Origin of the sequence: Actinosynnema sp. NPDC049800, assembly GCF_040656635.1 — a bacterium.
Classification (GTDB): domain Bacteria; phylum Actinomycetota; class Actinomycetes; order Mycobacteriales; family Pseudonocardiaceae; genus Actinosynnema.
In genome coordinates this window covers 1-16,736 of sequence record NZ_JBFAMT010000099.1, presented here as the reverse complement: position 1 = coordinate 16,736, position 16,736 = coordinate 1, and the positions used below count along the sequence as shown (strand labels likewise).

Below are 16,736 nucleotides of genomic sequence, written 5' to 3'. Positions count from 1 at the left end.
GCGGCGGCTAGTCGGGGTCGCTGTCGCTGGCCGCCGCCCGCCGCGCCGGCGCGTCCCTGCTCGTCGCCCTGGTGCCGACCGCGGGCGAGGCCGACGCCGTGCGCGCCGCGGGCCTGGCCGACCGGGTGGTCGTCGCCGACGCCTGCGACCCCGTCGCGGTGGCCGAGGCGGTCGGCGACCGCGTGGACGTGACCGTGGTGTGCGTGGACGTGCCCGGCTGCGAGCACGGCGCGATCCTGGCCACCGCCGACGGCGGCACCGTGGTGTTCTTCTCCATGGCCACGTCGTTCCCCGCCGCCGCGCTGGGCGCCGAAGGGCTCGCCGCCGACGTGGAGATGCTCGTCGGCAACGGCTACGTGCCGGGTCACGCCGCGTTCGCCCTGGACCTGCTGCGCGGCGAACCTGCCGTGCGGGCCCTGTTCGAGCACCGGCAGACTCGGCAGGCGTGACTACAGTGAACGGCGACCCGGCGTCGACGCACCCGTCGACGCGCCTGCTCGTGGGCGGGCGCATCCACTCCCCGACCGCTCCCGACGCCACCGCGATGGCGATCACCGACGGCACCGTGGTGTGGCTCGGCCAGGACGGCGCGGGCCGCGCCCTGCACCCCGACGCCGAGGTCGTCGACCTGGACGGCGCGTTCGTCGCCCCGGCGTTCGTCGACGCCCACGTGCACGCCACCTCCGCCGGGCTGCTGCTCACCGGCCTGGACCTCACCGGCTGCCGGTCGCTGACCGAGCTGCTCGACGCCGTGCGCGCCGCCGACGGCCCCCTGGTCTGGGGGCACGGCTGGGACGAGACCCGCTGGCCGGAGAACCGGCCGCCGACCCGGGCCGAACTCGACGACGCCGCCCGCGGCGCCCGGGTGTACCTGTCCCGCATCGACGTGCACTCCGCGCTGGCCTCCACCGCGCTGCTCGACCTCGCCCCCGACGCCCGCGGCGCCGACGGCTGGCACCCCGACGGGCCCCTCTCGCGCGCCGCGCACCACCACGTGCGCCGGGCCGCGAAGGACGCCATCCCCGTCGACCGGCGCCGCGCCGCCCAACGGGCATTCCTTCAGCATGCCGCGGCACGCGGCATCGCGTCGGTGCACGAATGCGCCGGACCCGACATCTCCGGCCGCGACGACCTCGCCGACCTGCTCGCCACCGACCTGCTCGACGTCGCCGGCTACTGGGGCGGCCTCGACCCGGTCGACCTGCCCGTGCGCGGCCTGGCCGGCGACCTGTTCGTCGACGGCGCCCTGGGCTCCCGCACCGCCGCGCTGTGCGAGCCCTACGCCGACGCCGACACCACCGGCGCCCTCTACCTGGACGCCGACGCCGTCGCCGAACACCTCGTCGCCTGCACCCGCGCCGGCCTGCAGGGCGGGTTCCACGTCATCGGCGACGCCGCCGTCGCCACCGTCGTCGACGGCTTCACCCGGGCCGCCGCGATCGTCGGCGCCCCGGCCCTCGCCGCCCGCCGGCACCGCCTCGAACACCTGGAGATGATCACCGGCGAGCAGGCCGCGCGGCTGGCCTCCTGGGGCGTCGTCGCCTCCGTGCAACCCCTGTTCGACCACGAATGGGGCGGAACCGACGGCATGTACGCCCGACGGCTCGGCGTCGAACGGGGCACCGCGCTCAACCCGTTCTCCCGCCTCGCCGCCGCCGGCATGATCCTCGCCCTGGGCTCCGACGCCCCCGTCACCGCCGTCGACCCGTGGGCCGCGATCAAGGCCGCCGTCCACCACCGCACCGACGGCCACGGCCTCTCCCCGCGGGCCGCGTTCAACGCCCACACCCGCGGCGGCTGGCGCGCCGCCGGCGTCGACGACGGCGTCACCGGCACCCTGCAACCCGGCGCGCCCGCCACCTACGCCGTGTGGGAGGCGGGAGAGCTGGAAGTCGCCGCCCCCGACAGCCGCGTGCAGCGCTGGTCCACCGACCCGCGCTCCCGCGTCCCCGCCCTGCCCGCCCTCGACGGCCCCGCGCCCACGTGCCTGCGCACCGTCCTGCGCGGCCGCACCGTCTACGACCGGGAGGCGTGAGGTGAAGGTCTTCATCTCCTGGTCGGGGGAGGCGGAACGGCGGTTCGCGCTGTTCCTGCGCGAATGGCTGCAACTGGTCGTCCAGGCCGTCAAGCCGTGGATGTCGGACAAGGACATCGCCAAGGGCTCGCCGAGCATGGCCGAACTCGCCGGTGCCCTGGAAGGGACCTCGTTCGGGATCGTCGTGCTGTCGGCGGCCAACCAGCACTCGCCCTGGATCAACTTCGAAGCAGGCGCCATCTCCAAGAGCGTCGGCCAGGCCAAGGTCGTCCCGCTGCTGCTCGACCTCGCCAAGACCGACGTCACCGGCCCGCTCAGCCAGTTCCAGGCCGTCGACGCGGGCGAGAAAACCGAGATCCTCGCCCTGCTCGACGCGGTCAACGCCGCACTGCCCGAGCCGCTGCCCGCGCAGAGGCTGGGCAGGTTCCTCGACCGCGAGTGGGACGACTTCACCGCCACGGTGGCCGACTTCCGCGCCACCGCACCCGGCCACGGGCCGGTCCGCTCCGACCGCGACCTGCTCGACGAGATCCTCGAACTGACCCGCGGACTCCGGCGCGCCACGCCGCTCCTGCCGCCGACCGTGGGCGGAGGGCCGCCGCAAGCCCTCACCGACGCCGAGACCCGGGCCCTGGAGCGGCTGCGGCCCACCCTGCGCGCCGTTTACGTGCTGCGCGAGATCGAGGGCCTGTCCGTGGCCGAGGTCGCGGCGACGCTCGGCATCTCCCCGTCCGCCGTGTACCCGCAGCTCGCGCGCGCACGCGCGGAGATCCGCAGGCTGACCGACCCCGAAGAACAGGAGTGAAGCAGATGGCGTTGCTCGACCTCGACCCGAAGGTGGTCGCCACGGCGCGCGAACTCGCCGCCCGCGCCGCCGAACCGGTGGTGGCCCTCGCCCGGGCCCACACCACGGTGGCGGTCGAGCGCGCCACGCTCCGCCTGGCCGGCATCACCGGCGCCGACACCACCCACCGCGCCGGCGACGTCCCCTGGGTCAACCGCGTCGTCGACACCGTCCGCGAGCACTGCGGCCTCGAACACGGCGTCACGCTGCCCGTCTTCCACGCCCTGCGCGAGCACGACCTCGCCACCCTCACCGACCTGGCCGAGGCCACCGCCGCCGGACAGGTCCGCTACACCCTCCCCACCGGCCGCGACCGGGAACGCGCGCGCAAAGCCGCCACCGCCGCCGTCACCAAGGGCCTGCGCACCGTCGACCGCAACCGCGCCCAACGCGACAAGCTCGTCGCCAAACTCGGCGACCCGCCCCGACGCCCCTGGATCTACCTCATCGTCGCCACCGGCGACATCGACGAGGACGTCGTGCAGGCCCGCAACGCCGCCCGCGCCGGCGCCGACATCATCGCCGTCATCCGCTCCACCGGCCAGTCCCTGCTCGACTACGTCCCCGAAGGCGCCACCCACCACGGCTTCGCCGGCACCTACGCCACCCAGGAGAACTTCCGCATCATGCGCGCGGCCCTGGACGAGGTGTCCCACGAGGTCGGCCGGTACGTGCGGCTCACCAACTACGCCTCCGGGCTGTGCATGCCCGAGATCGCCGTCCTCGCCGGCCTGCAACGCCTCGACATGATGCTCAACGACTCCATGTACGGCATCCTGTTCCGCGACATCAACCCGATCCGCACCTTCGTCGACCAGCGGTTCTCCCGCCAGGTCCACGCCCGCGCCGGCATCGTCATCAACACCGGCGAGGACAACTACCTCACCACCGCCGACGCCGTCGACGCCGCGCACACCGTCACCGTGTCCCAGCTGCTCAACGAGCACTTCGCCCACGAAGCAGGCCTGCCCGACCACCTCCTCGGCCTCGGCCACGCCTTCGAGATCAACCCCGCCGTGCCCGAGTCGTTCCGCCTCGAACTCGCCCACGCCCTGCTGGCCCGCGAGCTGTTCCCCGACGCGCCGCTGAAGTGGATGCCGCCCACCAAGCACATGACCGGCGACGTGTTCCACGGCTACCTGCTCGACGGGTTCTTCAACCTCGCCGGCCTGCTCACCGGCCAGTCCATCCTGCTCGTCGGCATGATGACCGAAGCCGTCGTCACCCCGTTCCTGTCCGACCGCGACCTCGCCCTGCGCAACGTCCGCTACGTCCTCGACGCCGCCGGCGGACTGCGCGAGGACTTCCGGCCCGCCCCCGACGGACTCATCGTCAAACGCGCCCACCAGGTCCTCGGCGACGCCGTCGACCTGCTCGCCCGCATCGTCGACGACGGCCTGCTCGACGCCATCGCCGACGGCACCTTCGGCCTCATGAAACGCCCCGCCGACGGCGGCAAGGGCGCCGACGGCGTCGTGTCCAAGGCCGACGACTACCACAACCCGGCCGCGGACCTGCTGGAGGCACACCCGTGAAGCGCCACGTCCGCCCCTACGGCGACACCACCGGCGACGGCATGGTGCAGACCTCGTTCACCCTGCCCCTCCCCGCCGGCCCCCACGCCGACGGCGCCGCGCAACAACTCGCGAACAAGATGGGCATCGACCCCGCCATGGTCGTGCACTCCCACCCCGTCGGCGACGACTTCACCTTCTTCGTCGTCTACGGCTCCGTCCGCCACATCGTCGACCTCGACGACGTGCGCGTCGTCGAACGCGAGTACCCGCTGCTGACCCCCGCCGAGATCAACACCGCCCTCAAGAAGCTCCTGCGCCGCAAACTCGTCGTCGTCGGCGCCTGCATCGGCACCGACGCCCACACCGTCGGCATCGACGCCATCCTCAACATCAAGGGCTTCGCCGGCGAGAAAGGCCTCGAGTACTACCGCGAGCTCAAGGTCGTGAACCTCGGCGCGCAGGTCTCCGTGCCCGAACTCGTCCGCCGCGCCCGCGCCGAGAAAGCCGACGCCGTCCTCGTCTCCCAGGTCGTCACCCAACGCGACGCCCACCTCCTCAACACCCGCGAGATGTCCGCCGCGTTCCGCGAGGCCATGGGGGAGCGGCGACCGCTGCTCATCGCCGGTGGACCCCGCTTCGACCCGCTCATGGCCGCCGAGCTGGGCGTGGACCGCGTCTTCGGCCGCGGCACCACACCCGGCGAGGTCGCCAGCTACCTCACCCACGCCATCCGGACCAAAACCACCACCGCCCCGACCGCGACCGCGCGGACCACCGACGCCCGCAAGGAGAACGCGTGAGCCTCACCGAGGGATTCACCGTCACCCACCGCCGCTACGTGCCCCACTCCCACGCCCACTACGGCGGCAACCTCGTCGACGGCGCCTACGGACTCGGCCTGTTCGGCGACGTCGCCACCGAACTGCTCATCCGCACCGACGGCGACGAAGGGCTCTTCGCCGCCTACTCCGCCGTCGAGTTCCTCGCACCCGTCCAGGCAGGCGACGTCATCGAGGCCACCGCCACCCTCGTCCGCGTCGGAACCCGCTCCCGCGAGATCGACTTCGAAGCCCGCGTCGTGTGCCGCAGCGCCCCCGACCGCGGCCCCTCCGCCGCCGACGTCCTCGACCCGCCCGTCGTCGTCACCCGCGCCCGCGGCACCGTCGTCGCACCCGAGAAACCCCAATGACCACGGTGGGTGACCACCCTCGGTGACCACGCCGGGTGAGCGTTCCGTCAGTCGCCGGCCTCGGGGTCCGCGCACACGTCCACCAGGTTCACCCGGTGCTCCAGCCGCAGCTCCTCGGCCAACTCCCCGGCGTCCACCCCGAACGCCTCCACCACCCGCAACGACGCCGGCGTCCCCTCCACCCGCGCCGCGTCCGCCAGGTCGTCCCGGCCCGAGGCCCGCAACTGCGCGGTCAACCGGGCGTGGTTGTCCGCCTGCGTCCGCTCGTCGCGCACCTCCCGCACCCGACGGTCACCGCGCAGCTCGCCCGCCACCCGCCGCATCTCCTCGTCGCTGTCCAACAACACCTGCAACGCCGCGCAGTGCGGCGTCGGGGTGCCCGTGACGTGACGGCCCGGCGCGAACAACGCCACCGCCACGACCACACCCGTGACCAACGCCAGGGCCACGGTCGGCAGCAGCGGTCCGCGGAACACACCCCCCACCCTGCCACGCCCCGTGCCCGACCGGCGACCCGACGTCACCGCACGCCCGCACGCGCCCGCACCCCGCCCTCTGCCACCATCGACGCGTGATCAGCATCGACCCGGCCTCGCCCGTGCCGCCCTACGAACAGGTGCGGTCCCAGTTCGCCCGCGCGATCACCGACCGCGACCTGGCCGTCGGCACCCGCCTGCCCACCGTGCGGGCCCTGGCCGCCGACCTCGGCCTCGCCGTCAACACCGTCGCCCGCGCCTACCGCGAACTCGAGGAAGCCGGCCTCATCGAAACCCGCGGCCGCGCCGGCACCGTCGTCAGCGCCGCCGGGCAACGCGGCCGGGAACGCGTCCTGCGCGCCGCCCGCGCCTACGCCGCCACCGCCCGCGACCAGGGCCTCACCGGCGACGAAGCCCTCGACATCGTCCGCGCCGCCCTCACCGACACCCACCACCCGTAGGGTGACGCGCGTGGCCACCGAACCCGCCGCCGACCCCGCCCGGACCCTCGCGGTGCTGTGGCGCACCGGCGCCCACCGCGGCCGCAAGGACCTCGACGTCGACCGCATCGTCACCGCCGCCGTCCACCTCGCCGACACCGAAGGACTCGCCGCGCTGTCCATGCGCCGCGTCGCCGACGCCCTCGGCGTCGGCACCATGTCCCTCTACACCCACGTCCCCGGCAAAGCCGAACTCCTCGACGCCATGGTCGACGCCGTGCACGGCGAGACACCCCGGCCCGCCGACGTGCCCGGCGGGTGGCGCGGCCGGCTCGCCCGCATCGCCCGCGACAACCGCGACCTGCACCTGCGCCACCCCTGGCTGCTGCAGGTCCCCGCCAACCGCGCCGTCCTCGGACCCCACGTCGTCGCCAAGTACGACTACGAACTGCGCGCCGTCGACGGCATCGGCCTGTCCGACCTGGAGATGGACTCCGTCCTCACCCTCGTCCTGGCCCACGTCCGCGCCGCCGTCCAGGTCACCGTCGACGCCGACCGCACCCGCGACCGCACCGGCCTCACCGACGACCAGTGGTGGCAGACCGCCGCGCCGCTGCTCGCCCGCGTCCTGGACCCCGCGCGGTTCCCCGTCGCCGCCCGCGTCGGCGCCGCCGCCGGCCAGACCCACGGCGCCGCCTACGACGGCGACCACGCGTTCACCTTCGGCCTGGACCGCGTCCTGGACGGCATCCAGGCCCTCGTCGACAGCCGTCAGTAGGGGCGCTTCGGCATCATCACCCACAACGCCAGGTAGATCAGGAACTGCGGCCCCGGCAACAGGCACGACAGGACGAACACCCACCGCACCGTGCTCGCCCGCCACCCGTACCGGGCCGCCAGCCCCGCACACACACCCGCGATGATCTTCCGGTCCTGAGGCCTGGTCAACGTGGTCATGCCTCCACCCTCCCCGCGCTCACGCCACCGGACATCGGTGGGAACCCTGATTTCCTACCCCCACCGGCCACGACCCAATCCCGGGGCAACCCCGCACGTCCCCACACGTCACCCCCGCCCACACGGTCACCCGTCCGTGTGATGCTTCGGGGGTGCGCGAGGTCTTACAGGGCGTGCTCGACGCCCAACGGGAATTCACCGACGAGTACACCGACACGATGCGGCGCCGCGGCGAACTCGTCCGCGACCGGATGACCGCGTGGCTGCGGGCCCGCGTGCACTCCGCGAGCCGCTCACCCACACCCCGCGACGGCTGGTACGTCGTGTACCTGTTCGACGCCCGCGGCGAGAGCGTCTACCTCACCCTCATGCAGGGCACCACCACCTGGAACGGCACCTCGCCCGTCGACCGGCCCGTCGCCGAACTGCGCGCCGGCGCCGACCGTGCCCGCGCGGCGCTCGCCCGCGAACTGGCCAGACGACCCGACCTGCTGCCCGCGATCGCGCTCAAGGGCAGCCGAGGCAAACGGGCACGAGGCTACGAGCACGGCACCGTGGCGGCGTTCGACTACCGACGCGACGCCCTCCCGACCGACGACGTCCTCGACACCGACCTGCGGTTCCTCGTCTCCGTGCTGGGACGGCTGCACGAGGTGGAAGAAACCCCCACCCCACCCGGAGACGAGCAGGCGCCCGAAGTCGCCGACGCCGTCGCGTCCGCCGCACGCGCCGCCGGCCGCCGCGGCACCGGCCAGGGCTTCGGGCTCGGCCAGGCCGACCGCACCGCGATCGAGACCCACGCCGTGGCCCGCGCCCGCCGCTACCTGGAGGCACAGGGCTTCACCGTCCTCGACGTCGGCGCGACCGAGTCCTACGACCTCGACGCCACCCGACCCGGCGAACGGCTCTACGTCGAGGTCAAGGGCACCACCTCGAGCGGCGAAGAGGTCGTCCTCACCCGCGACGAGGTCCGGCTCAACGCCGACCGGTACCCGCACACCATGCTCGTCGTCGTCGGCGACATCGCACTGGACCGGAGCACCACACCGCCACGCGCCACCGGCGGCCGCATGAGGGTCGTGCAGCCGTGGAAGGTGGCGGGGGAGGACCTCACGCCCCTGGCCTACCGGTACCGCACGGGTGGGCGCGGCGGTGGCGGGTCACGACCGGGTGCGGGGTCGTGACCGGCGGCTCGTAGGCTGAACCGGTGGTCGCAGCCCCCGTGACGCCGGATCAACCCGTCGCCGACACGCCCCCCGCCCGCCGCCGGGACGTGCGCGGCACGCTGCTGCGGACCCTGCTGGCCGCCGTCGGCGGGGCCGCGGTGTTCCTCAGCTTCCCCCCGCGCACGACCTGGTGGCTCGCGCCCGTCGGGTTCGCCGTCCTCGGCCTGCTCCTGCACGGCCGCCGCGCCCGCGCCGGGTTCGGCCTCGGCCTGGTGTGGGGCCTGGCGTTCATGGCGCCCCTGCTGCGCTGGACCGGCGAGTTCGTCGGCCTCATCGCCTGGCTCCCGCTCGCCCTGCTGTGCGCGGTCCTCGTCGCCGTCGGCACCGCGGTCATGGCGGTGGTGTCCCGGCTGCCCGGCGCGCCGCTGTGGATGGCGCTGGTGTGGGTCGCCGACGAGGCCCTGCGCGCCGTCGTGCCCTTCGGCGGCTTCCCCTGGGGCAAGATCGCCTTCGGCCAACCCGAAGGCTGGTACCTGCCGCTGGCCTCCCTCGGCGGCGCGCCCCTGATCGGGTTCGCCGTCGCCCTCACCGGCCTCGGCGCCGCCCACCTCGTCCGCGACTGGCGCGTCGGCGCGCCCGCCCTCGTGCTGCCCCTCGCCGCCGGCATCGCCGCCACGACCTTCGTGCACACCGACCCCGACCAGGGCGTCGCCACCGTCGCCGCGGTCCAGGGCAACGTGCCCCGCGCCGGCCTCGACTTCAACGCCCAGCGCCGCGCCGTGCTCGACAACCACGTCGCCCGCACCCTGCAACTGGCCGAGGACGTCCGCGCCGGCCGCGCCGAACAACCCGACCTGGTCATCTGGCCGGAGAACTCCTCCGACATCGACCCCTTCCGCAACGTCGACGCCGCCAACCAGATCCAGCGCGCCACCGAGGCCATCGGCGTGCCCGTCGCCGTCGGCGCCGTCGTCATCGACCCCGACGACAAGCTGCCCCGCAACACCGTCGTGCTCTACGAACCCGGCGTCGGCCCCACCGACACCTACACCAAGCGGCAGCTGCAGCCCTTCGGCGAGACCATGCCCTACCGCGAGTTCTTCCGGATCTTCACCGACACCGTCGACCGCGCCGGCACCTTCCAACCCGGCACCGACCCCGAGGGCTTCACCATGGGCCCCGCCAAGGTCGCCATCGACACCTGCTACGAGGTCGCGTTCGACGGCGTCGTCCGCGACTCGATCACCGAAGGCGCGAACCTCATCGCCATCCCCACCAACAACGCCACCTTCGGCTACACCGAGATGACCTACCAGCAACTGGCCATGTCCCGCGTCCGCGCCGTCGAACACGGCAAATCCGTGATCGTGTCCGCCACGAGCGGCGTGTCCGCCATCGTGCGGCCGGACGGGTCCGTCACCCAGCGGACCGGCCTGTTCACCGCCGACGCGCTGGTGGCCACGGTCCCGCTGCGCGGGGAGGCTACGCTGGCCACCCGGCTCGGCGCATGGCCCGAGTGGGTGATGACCGCTCTGGGCCTGACGGCCGTGGCGATCGCCTTGACAGTGACACGACGACGGACGCGTCCGACCCCTGGTGCGGGGGTCGGCGAGGAGGACACGGATGGCGGACCAGCAGGCGCAGCCTGACCGCGAGCTCGGGCCGGTGCTGGTGGTGATCCCGACCTACAACGAGCGGGACAACATCGGGAAGATCGTGCAGCGGCTGCACACCGCGCTGCCGGACGTGCACGCCCTCGTGGTGGACGACGGCAGCCCCGACGGCACAGGACAGCTGGCCGACGAGATGGCCGCCGCCGACGACCGCGTGCACGTGCTGCACCGCACGGAGAAAGCCGGCCTCGGCGCCGCCTACATCGCCGGCTTCGGCTGGGGCACCGACCGCGGCTACCAGGTGCTCGTGGAGATGGACGCCGACGGCTCCCACGCCCCCGAGGACCTGCCCCGCATGCTCGACGCCCTGCACGACGCGGACCTCGTGATCGGCTCCCGCTACGTGCCCGGCGGCACCGTGGTCAACTGGCCCAAGAAGCGCGAGTTCCTCTCCCGCGGCGCCAACCTGTACTCGCGGCTCGCGCTCGGCGCGTCGGTCAAGGACATCACCGCGGGCTTCCGCGCCTACCGCACCGACGTGCTGCGCAACCTCAAGCTCCACAACGTCGCCTCCGCGGGCTACTGCTTCCAGATCGACCTCGCCTGGCGCACCATCGAACTCGGCTACCGGGTCGTCGAGGTGCCCATCACGTTCACCGAGCGTGAGATCGGCGTGTCGAAGATGAGCGGCGACATCGTCCGCGAAGCGCTCGTCCGCGTCACCAAGTGGGGCCTGCGCCGCCGAGGCACCCAGCTGCGGGACCTGCTCGCCCCCAAGAAGACCAAGACCCCCAGCAACCGCTAGACCCCCCGCGCACGCCGAAGGGGCCCACCGGAGAGATCCGGTGGGCCCCTTCGCACGTCGACGCGGTCAGGCGGTGCGGGTGCGCCGCCCCTTCAGCTCCTCCAGCCGCTCGTCCAGCAGCTCTTCGAGCTCCGGGATCGTGCGCCGCTCCAGGAGCATGTCCCAGTGCGTGCGCGGCGGCTTGACCTTCTTCGCCTCCGGCTCGGCGCCGTCGATGATCTTCGACTCCTGGCCGTGCAGGCGGCACTCCCAGGTGTGGGGGATCTCGGCGTCGTCGGAGAACGGGACCTCGAAGTCGTGGCCCTTGGGGCAGGCGTACCGCACCGACCGGCGCGGGGCGAGGTCGTGATTGCGGTCGGTCTCGTAGCTGACTGCTCCGAGCCGGCTACCCCGTAGAACGCGGTCGGCCATGGCGGTGTCCTTTCGCTCGGCTCAGGGCCGGGGCCCAGGCTTGTTGCTCACCGAGTGCAACGATCGGACTGCTCCGTTCGTTCCCGGCTTCACGGTCATCGTCGCCCACAGTGACGTCTTTCACCCGTCAACGAAGGCTTCCTCCTAAGGGATGCAATCGCGGCCGGATCGTGACGCGTTATCAAGCTACCGGGCGACTCCATCACACCGATGGAGTAGTCCTGGCAGAAGTCGTGCGGCTGCGACAGCTTAGACCGACCACGCAGGGCGACGTTACGGCGGGTTTAACTCGCCGGTAGTGACGTCCGTCATGGTTACGGTTACGCAAAGTTATTTCACGAAGTTCGGGGGAGGTCGCCACGCTGGGTGGCCGGTCGAGTGTGCTCGGTGGCGGACATGAGGATGAATCACCCGTCCGGACCGCACCCAAACGTCCAATCGGACGCTTTATCCGATCGATGACTTCAGTGTCACTCGAAAGAGTGCTTTTCGGCGAGTCGGTCGAGCAGCTCCCGTTGGGCCTTCACCAGCTTTACCCGCGCCTCGACCAGAGGAAACCAGGCCACCCGGTCCACCTCGGGGAACTCGCGCACCGTTCCGGACCCGCGCGGCCACTCCAGGGTGAACGTCCCCGGAACCACCCGATCGGGGTCCAGGTCGCCCTCCAGGGCCCAGGCGGTCACGACCTTGCCGCCGGACTGCCGGACCTCGCCCAACGGCACCAGCTCGCCCTCGGGCACCGGCAGCCCCAGCTCCTCGGCGAACTCCCGGCGGGCGGTCGCCTCCAGGTCCTCCCCGTCCTCCGGCTCGCCTTTGGGGATCGACCACGCGCCCTCGTCCCGCCGCGCCCAGAACGGGCCGCCCATGTGGCCCAGCAGCACCTGCCGCCCGCCGTCGACCACCCGGTGCAGCAGGATCCCGGCACTGCGCCCGCCCGTCACGACCGACGCCCCGTCCCGCACCCGCCCACCCGACCGGTCCCGGCGCGCACGGTGACGCACACGGTCCCGGCGCACGCAGTCCTCATGCGCCCAGTGTGACCGTTCCCGCCCGTCACGTCCTGCGCCGGGTGCGCATGTGGATCTGCTCGCCCTGCTTGCCGAACAGGCTCAGGATCTCCACCGGCTCCGGACCCGCCGGCCCGAACCAGTGCGGCAGCCGCGTGTCGAACTCCGCCGCCTCGCCGGGCCCCAGCACCACGTCGTGGTCGGCCAGGATCAGCCGCAGCCGCCCCGACAGCACGTAGAGCCACTCGTAGCCGGTGTGCGTGCGCGGATCCGGCTCGCCCCGGTCGGGGATGATCATCTTGAACGCCTGCAGGCCGCCCGGCTGCTGGGTCAGCGGGAGCACGGTCATGCCGTTGCGGCGCACCGGCACCGGCCTGATCCGCGGATCGCCCACCGGCGGCGCGCCGACCAGCTCGTCCAGCGGCACGCGGTGCGCCCGCGCGATCGGCAGCAGCAGCTCCAGGCTCGGCCGCCGCTGCCCCGACTCCAGGCGCGACAGGGTGCTCTTGGAGATCCCCGTCGCCTCCGCCAGGTCGGCCAGCGTCGCGCCCCGGCTCGTGCGGATGTGGCGCAGCCGCTCGCCGACCTTGTCCAGCACCTCGTCGGTCGGGTCGTCGGCGGTGTCGCCCGCGTCGCTCATGCGTGTCGTCCCGGGATCGGCAACAGGGATTGCCATTGTGGGACGACGGGAGGGTGGACGTCCAGCCGGGTCAGGTGAGGCTGAGCTGCCGGCCGTTCACGGTGTGCGGGCCGAGGTCGCCGGTGCGGTAGTGCGTGCGGCACAGCACCTGGTAGCGGACCTCCACGGTGTCCGCGGCGACCGTGTCGGCGACCAGCACGGTGTCCCCGGCGCGCACCACGTCGCCGTCGTGGACGCGGGCGTTGAACCGGCCCGGGCGCCCGCACCAGCACAGCACCTCGACCTGGATCGCGTTGAGCTCGTCGGCCAGCTCGAACAGCCGCTGCGAACCCGGGAACAGGCAGCTGCGGAAGTCGGTGGCCAGGCCGAAGCAGTAGACCTCGAGGTGGGCGTCGTCGGCGAGCTCGGCGAGCTGGTCGACCTGCTCGGCGGAGAGGAACTGGGCCTCGTCGACGATGACGTAGTCGACCCGGCTGCCCCGCGACCAGTGCTCCCGCACCAGCGCGCACAGGTCCATCTCCTCGTGGACCTCCAGCGCGTGGCGGACCAGGCCCATGCGGCTGGAGATGGTGGGCGTGCCGGAGCGGTCGTGGCGCACCAGCAGCAGCCCGCGGCGGCCCTGGCGGGCCTGGTTGTGGTCGATCTGCAGGGCCAGCGTCGACTTGCCGCAGTCCATGGGCCCGAAGAAGAACCTCAGCCTCCCGGTGGGCGGCAGGCCGCGGCCGACCCCGGCTGCGGGCACGGAGGACAGCGCGTCGGTCGGGTCCGGGGCGGGGATGATCGGTTCCACGGCGGGCCACCCTAGTGCGCGGTATCAGCGGGGCCGCCGCGACCTCCTCCGTGCGGTGGACGGAGTCGCCCCGCCCGGGGCGGCCCGACACCGCGGCCGTCCGCGCCGGGCCGGCCGACGACGTCCGAGGAGGAGTCATGCGCAGGATCGTCGCGTTGCTCGCGTTACCCCTGGTGGTGCTGGGGCTCGCCGTGTCGTCACCGGGTACCGCCGGTGCCGCGCCCGCCGGGGCGTGCACGTCGACCACCACGATCGAAACGCTCAAGTGGGCGCCGAACGGCAACGGCTACCTCGAGCCTGTCGGCACCTACTTCCACAACTACGTCGGCTCGGCGATGGCCGGCCTCGGCAGCTACCGGATCTGGCACGTCACCTACCGGGCCAACGGCGGCCTGGTGTTCCCCGTCTACGACTCCGCCTACGCGGTGCGCTGCAACCCCGACGGCACCGCCACCGCCCAGGTGGACCTCACCCGCACCGCGGAGGACACGCTGACGTCGTTCGACCTGCGCTGCGGCACGGCGGCGTTCACCGCGGGCAACACCTCCTACAGTCACGTCGGCAGCCGCTCGTCGTTCGGCACGACGTGGCGGTACTGGGGCACCACCGCGTCCACGTCGACGTTGCTGTACTGGGGTGTGACCGCGGCGCGCTGCGAGTAGGCGGCACCCGCGGGTGGCGCGTCGCGCGGGGCGACGCGCCACCCGCTCAGCGGACCGCGACGGCGTCGACCTCGAACAGCATCCCGGGCAGGGCGAGCGTGGCCACGCCGAGCAGGGTCTGCGCGGGTGGCCGGTCGCCCCAGATGCGGAGCGCGTGGTCCCGCAGCACGGTGAGCCGGTCGGCGTCGTGGCCGACGACGTAGGTGCCCAGGCGGGCGACGTGGCGGTAGTCCAGGCCGACCGCGCGCAGGGCGGTGCCGAGGTTGGCGTACGCGCGGTCGACCTGTTCGGCGAAGTCGTCGGACACGAGGCGCCCGTCGGCGTCGCAGCCGTACTGGCCGGCGACGAACACCAGGTCGCCGGTGGTGGCGGCGACGTGGCTGTAGCCGTAGCCGGTGGGGTCGGGCAGCGCGTCGGGGTTGGCGAGGGTGTGGGGCACCGGTCGAGCGTCCTTCCGGTCGTGTCGGGTGTCGGGTGTCAGGTGAGCCGGGCGCGGGTGGCGGCGGGGGCGTCGGGGTCGGCGCGGCGCACGTCGGCGTCGAGGTCGGCGAGGGTGCGGCCGGCCAGTTCCCGGCGCCAGGCCAGGTCGGCGCGGGTCATGGCGGAGTCGATGGCGCAGCGGGTGGTGTGGGGGCCGCCCGCGCGGATCTCGGTGCAGCGGAACGCGGGGTCGGCGCCGTCGACGGCCGCGACGACGTCCATGAGGGTCACGGCGTGCGGCGGCCGGTCGAGCAGGTAGCCGCCGCGCGGGCCGGGGGTGGAGCGCACGATGCCGGCCCGGCCGAGGGCCTGCAGCTGCTTGGTGAGGTAGGCGGCCGGCAGGCCGTGCAGCGCGGCGAGGCGGGCGGCGGGGACGGGGGTCCCGCCCGCCCAGGACAGGTCCAGGCAGCAGTGCAGGGCCCATTCGACGCCCTCGGCCATCTTCACGGTCACCACCCTAACCCCATCCTGGACATCCGGTATCCAGATTTATTGCCGAGATATATCGCAAAGCGGTATAACGTGCGGTGTGAGAGGTATGTCGGAGCAGGTGTTCCTGGTGCTCACCGCGTTGGCGGAGGAGCCGTTGCACGGCTACGCGATCGTGCGCGCGGTCGACGGGCTGTCGGAGGGTCGGATGCGGTTGCGGGTCGGCACGCTCTACGGGGTGCTGGACCGGCTGGTCGCGGAGGGCCTGGCCGAGCGCGACCGCGAGGAGGTGCACCAGGGTCGGCTTCGCCGCTACTACCGGCTGACCGACGCCGGTGTGCGGGTGTTGTCGGCCGAGGTGGCCCGGTTGTCGGCGAACGTGCGCGCCGCGTCGTCGGTGCTGAAGGCGAGGGGTGCGCTGTGAGGTCGGACGCGGGGCGGTCCCACGCCGGGAGGTCGAACCTGGAACGCCGGTACCGGTCGCTGCTGCGGGTGCTGCCCGCCTGGTACCGCGCGGAGCGCGAGGAGGAGATGGTCGGCATCTTCCTGGCCGACCGCACCGACGACCTGGACCTGGAGCACGGCTGGCCGGGGTGGGGCGAGGCGGGCGCGACGGCGGCGCTGGCGGTGCGGGTGCGGCTGGGCGAGCGGCGCGCGGCGGGGACCGTGCTGCGGGTGCTGGCGCTGACCGGGCTGCTGGGTCAGCTGGTGGCCTCGGCGCAGTCGTGGACGGTGATCGCCCGGCTCGGCCCCGGCGTCGACGTGCAGGGCTGGTGGTACGACGCGGTGGCGGTGGTGGCGTTCGCGGCGCTGGTCGGCGGCCGCCGCGCGTGGGGCCGGGTCGCCGGGGGTGTGCTGGGCGCGGTGTCGCTGGTGTCGGCGGTGTGGTCGGTGGCGGCGGGGTTCGCGCCGTGGTGGCCGCTGCTGTGGCACGGCCCGGCGCTGCTGACCGCGGTGGCGGTGGTGGCGGGTTTCCACCGGGAGGCGCCGCCGGTGCCGTCGCGGTGGTGGGCGGTCGCGCCGGTCGGGCTCGTCGCGGGGGTCGGGTCGGTGGTGTTCGCCCCGGCGCTGTCGACGTGGACGATGGCCGCGGCCTGGCTGATCGCCGCCGCCGCGGTGGCGGTGTTCCGGCCCTGGGCGGCCCGCGCGACCGTGCCCGCCGCCTGAGCCCTCCCGCCTGGGCCGCGCCCGACGTGTTCGACCAGCGGGACGAGGACGGCGTGGTCGTGCTGCTCGACCCCGAACCCGCCGAGCACCTGCACGCCGCGGTCCGCG

The 16,736-nt window shown here is 73.4% G+C and carries 23 protein-coding genes; 15 read left to right on the top strand and 8 right to left on the bottom strand.

Annotated elements, in window-relative coordinates; genetic code table 11:
• Positions 1-71: 71 nt before the first annotated feature.
• From AB0I91_RS43670 to kal, 6 genes are read left to right on the top strand one after another with little or no spacing between them, the layout of a single operon-like run.
• Positions 72-449 carry a hypothetical protein gene (locus AB0I91_RS43670; RefSeq protein ID WP_499642119.1) on the top strand — a complete coding sequence of 126 codons (378 nt, stop codon included), beginning with the start codon at positions 72-74 and terminating at the stop codon, positions 447-449.
• Positions 446-2,035, top strand: a complete 1,590-nt coding sequence (locus AB0I91_RS43665; RefSeq protein ID WP_499642117.1) for an amidohydrolase — start codon at positions 446-448, stop codon at positions 2,033-2,035. The genes AB0I91_RS43670 and AB0I91_RS43665 overlap by 4 nt, the downstream gene beginning before the upstream one ends.
• Before the next feature lies 1 nt (position 2,036).
• Complete coding sequence (locus AB0I91_RS43660; RefSeq protein WP_498781500.1) at positions 2,037-2,840, top strand: sigma factor-like helix-turn-helix DNA-binding protein; 804 nt, start codon at positions 2,037-2,039, stop codon at positions 2,838-2,840.
• A gap of 5 nt (positions 2,841-2,845) precedes the next feature.
• Positions 2,846-4,414 carry a lysine 5,6-aminomutase subunit alpha gene (gene kamD / locus AB0I91_RS43655; protein WP_499618033.1) on the top strand — a complete coding sequence of 523 codons (1,569 nt, stop codon included), beginning with the start codon at positions 2,846-2,848 and terminating at the stop codon, positions 4,412-4,414.
• Positions 4,411-5,196 carry a lysine 5,6-aminomutase subunit beta gene (gene kamE / locus AB0I91_RS43650; RefSeq protein ID WP_498781496.1) on the top strand — a complete coding sequence of 262 codons (786 nt, stop codon included), beginning with the start codon at positions 4,411-4,413 and terminating at the stop codon, positions 5,194-5,196. Before kamD ends, kamE begins: the two co-directional genes overlap by 4 nt.
• Entirely contained in the window at positions 5,193-5,585 is a 393-nt protein-coding gene (gene kal, locus AB0I91_RS43645; RefSeq protein ID WP_498781494.1) for a 3-aminobutyryl-CoA ammonia lyase, read from the top strand. The genes kamE and kal overlap by 4 nt, the downstream gene beginning before the upstream one ends.
• Positions 5,586-5,632: 47 nt before the next feature.
• Here kal and AB0I91_RS43640 read toward each other — a convergent pair whose 3' ends face one another.
• Positions 5,633-6,061 carry a hypothetical protein gene (locus AB0I91_RS43640; protein ID WP_498781493.1) on the bottom strand — a complete coding sequence of 143 codons (429 nt, stop codon included), beginning with the start codon at positions 6,059-6,061 and terminating at the stop codon, positions 5,633-5,635.
• A 95-nt stretch (positions 6,062-6,156) separates the two neighbouring features.
• On the opposite strand from AB0I91_RS43640, the gene AB0I91_RS43635 reads away from it, so the two are divergent.
• Positions 6,157-6,522: a GntR family transcriptional regulator gene (locus tag AB0I91_RS43635; RefSeq protein WP_498781491.1), complete on the top strand. Its 366-nt coding sequence runs from the start codon at positions 6,157-6,159 to the stop codon at positions 6,520-6,522.
• A gap of 10 nt (positions 6,523-6,532) precedes the next feature.
• On the top strand, positions 6,533-7,279 hold the full coding sequence (locus tag AB0I91_RS43630; RefSeq protein WP_498781490.1) for a TetR/AcrR family transcriptional regulator: 747 nt from the start codon (positions 6,533-6,535) through the stop codon (positions 7,277-7,279).
• On the opposite strand, the gene AB0I91_RS43625 is transcribed toward AB0I91_RS43630, so the two are convergent.
• Positions 7,273-7,458, bottom strand: a complete 186-nt coding sequence (locus AB0I91_RS43625; protein WP_498781489.1) for a PspC domain-containing protein — start codon at positions 7,456-7,458, stop codon at positions 7,273-7,275. The two genes, AB0I91_RS43630 and AB0I91_RS43625, sit on opposite strands and share 7 nt — an antisense overlap.
• 152 nt (positions 7,459-7,610) lie before the next feature.
• Between AB0I91_RS43625 and AB0I91_RS43620 the strand changes: the two genes are divergently transcribed.
• From AB0I91_RS43620 to AB0I91_RS43610, 3 genes are read left to right on the top strand one after another with little or no spacing between them, the layout of a single operon-like run.
• Positions 7,611-8,642, top strand: coding sequence for an MrcB family domain-containing protein (locus AB0I91_RS43620; protein ID WP_499642114.1), 1,032 nt, complete (start codon positions 7,611-7,613; stop codon positions 8,640-8,642).
• Between the two features lie 23 nt (positions 8,643-8,665).
• On the top strand, positions 8,666-10,273 hold the full coding sequence (gene lnt, locus AB0I91_RS43615) for an apolipoprotein N-acyltransferase (RefSeq protein ID WP_498781485.1): 1,608 nt from the start codon (positions 8,666-8,668) through the stop codon (positions 10,271-10,273).
• The gene (locus AB0I91_RS43610) at positions 10,248-11,042 is read left to right on the top strand and encodes a polyprenol monophosphomannose synthase (protein ID WP_498781483.1); all 795 of its coding nucleotides are present in this window, start codon (positions 10,248-10,250) and stop codon (positions 11,040-11,042) included. The genes lnt and AB0I91_RS43610 overlap by 26 nt, the downstream gene beginning before the upstream one ends.
• A 66-nt stretch (positions 11,043-11,108) precedes the next feature.
• Here the strand turns inward: AB0I91_RS43610 and AB0I91_RS43605 are convergent, their stop codons facing one another.
• The 4 genes from AB0I91_RS43605 to AB0I91_RS43590 form a co-directional block, all read right to left on the bottom strand.
• A complete protein-coding gene (locus tag AB0I91_RS43605) occupies positions 11,109-11,453 on the bottom strand; it encodes an RNA polymerase-binding protein RbpA (protein ID WP_053722354.1) in 345 nt (114 codons plus the stop codon).
• A gap of 470 nt (positions 11,454-11,923) precedes the next feature.
• Positions 11,924-12,394 carry an NUDIX hydrolase gene (locus tag AB0I91_RS43600; RefSeq protein ID WP_498781579.1) on the bottom strand — a complete coding sequence of 157 codons (471 nt, stop codon included), beginning with the start codon at positions 12,392-12,394 and terminating at the stop codon, positions 11,924-11,926.
• A gap of 112 nt (positions 12,395-12,506) precedes the next feature.
• Complete coding sequence (locus AB0I91_RS43595; RefSeq protein WP_498781480.1) at positions 12,507-13,100, bottom strand: helix-turn-helix domain-containing protein; 594 nt, start codon at positions 13,098-13,100, stop codon at positions 12,507-12,509.
• A 70-nt stretch (positions 13,101-13,170) separates the two neighbouring features.
• Positions 13,171-13,890, bottom strand: coding sequence for a thymidine kinase (locus tag AB0I91_RS43590; RefSeq protein WP_498781479.1), 720 nt, complete (start codon positions 13,888-13,890; stop codon positions 13,171-13,173).
• A 137-nt stretch (positions 13,891-14,027) separates the two neighbouring features.
• Here AB0I91_RS43590 and AB0I91_RS43585 point away from each other — a divergent pair, with 137 nt between their 5' ends.
• On the top strand, positions 14,028-14,552 hold the full coding sequence (locus AB0I91_RS43585; RefSeq protein WP_498781478.1) for a hypothetical protein: 525 nt from the start codon (positions 14,028-14,030) through the stop codon (positions 14,550-14,552).
• A gap of 46 nt (positions 14,553-14,598) precedes the next feature.
• Here AB0I91_RS43585 and AB0I91_RS43580 read toward each other — a convergent pair whose 3' ends face one another.
• A complete protein-coding gene (locus tag AB0I91_RS43580; protein ID WP_498778575.1) occupies positions 14,599-14,991 on the bottom strand; it encodes a RidA family protein in 393 nt (130 codons plus the stop codon).
• A 38-nt stretch (positions 14,992-15,029) separates the two neighbouring features.
• Positions 15,030-15,479 carry an RrF2 family transcriptional regulator gene (locus AB0I91_RS43575; RefSeq protein WP_498778721.1) on the bottom strand — a complete coding sequence of 150 codons (450 nt, stop codon included), beginning with the start codon at positions 15,477-15,479 and terminating at the stop codon, positions 15,030-15,032.
• Positions 15,480-15,570: 91 nt separating this feature from the next.
• Here AB0I91_RS43575 and AB0I91_RS43570 point away from each other — a divergent pair, with 91 nt between their 5' ends.
• The 3 genes from AB0I91_RS43570 to AB0I91_RS43560 form a co-directional block, all read left to right on the top strand.
• Positions 15,571-15,885 carry a PadR family transcriptional regulator gene (locus tag AB0I91_RS43570; protein WP_184929076.1) on the top strand — a complete coding sequence of 105 codons (315 nt, stop codon included), beginning with the start codon at positions 15,571-15,573 and terminating at the stop codon, positions 15,883-15,885.
• Positions 15,882-16,628, top strand: a complete 747-nt coding sequence (locus AB0I91_RS43565) for a hypothetical protein (protein WP_499642111.1) — start codon at positions 15,882-15,884, stop codon at positions 16,626-16,628. The genes AB0I91_RS43570 and AB0I91_RS43565 overlap by 4 nt, the downstream gene beginning before the upstream one ends.
• Positions 16,595-16,736: ferredoxin (locus AB0I91_RS43560; RefSeq protein WP_499642121.1), on the top strand; the 142-nt coding region annotated here is incomplete at its 3' end. The genes AB0I91_RS43565 and AB0I91_RS43560, both read left to right, overlap by 34 nt.

Bases quoted from the DNA above. Each gene is read 5' to 3' on its own strand.
- kamD (WP_499618033.1), top strand. From the start codon at position 2,846: ATGGCGTTGCTCGACCTCGACCCGAAGGTGGTCGCCACGGCGCGCGAA.
- AB0I91_RS43625 (WP_498781489.1), bottom strand. From the start codon at position 7,458: ATGACCACGTTGACCAGGCCTCAGGACCGGAAGATCATCGCGGGTGTG.
- AB0I91_RS43610 (WP_498781483.1), top strand. From the start codon at position 10,248: ATGGCGGACCAGCAGGCGCAGCCTGACCGCGAGCTCGGGCCGGTGCTG.
- AB0I91_RS43605 (WP_053722354.1), bottom strand. From the start codon at position 11,453: ATGGCCGACCGCGTTCTACGGGGTAGCCGGCTCGGAGCAGTCAGCTAC.
- AB0I91_RS43595 (WP_498781480.1), bottom strand. From the start codon at position 13,100: ATGAGCGACGCGGGCGACACCGCCGACGACCCGACCGACGAGGTGCTG.
- AB0I91_RS43585 (WP_498781478.1), top strand. From the start codon at position 14,028: ATGCGCAGGATCGTCGCGTTGCTCGCGTTACCCCTGGTGGTGCTGGGG.
- AB0I91_RS43570 (WP_184929076.1), top strand. From the start codon at position 15,571: ATGTCGGAGCAGGTGTTCCTGGTGCTCACCGCGTTGGCGGAGGAGCCG.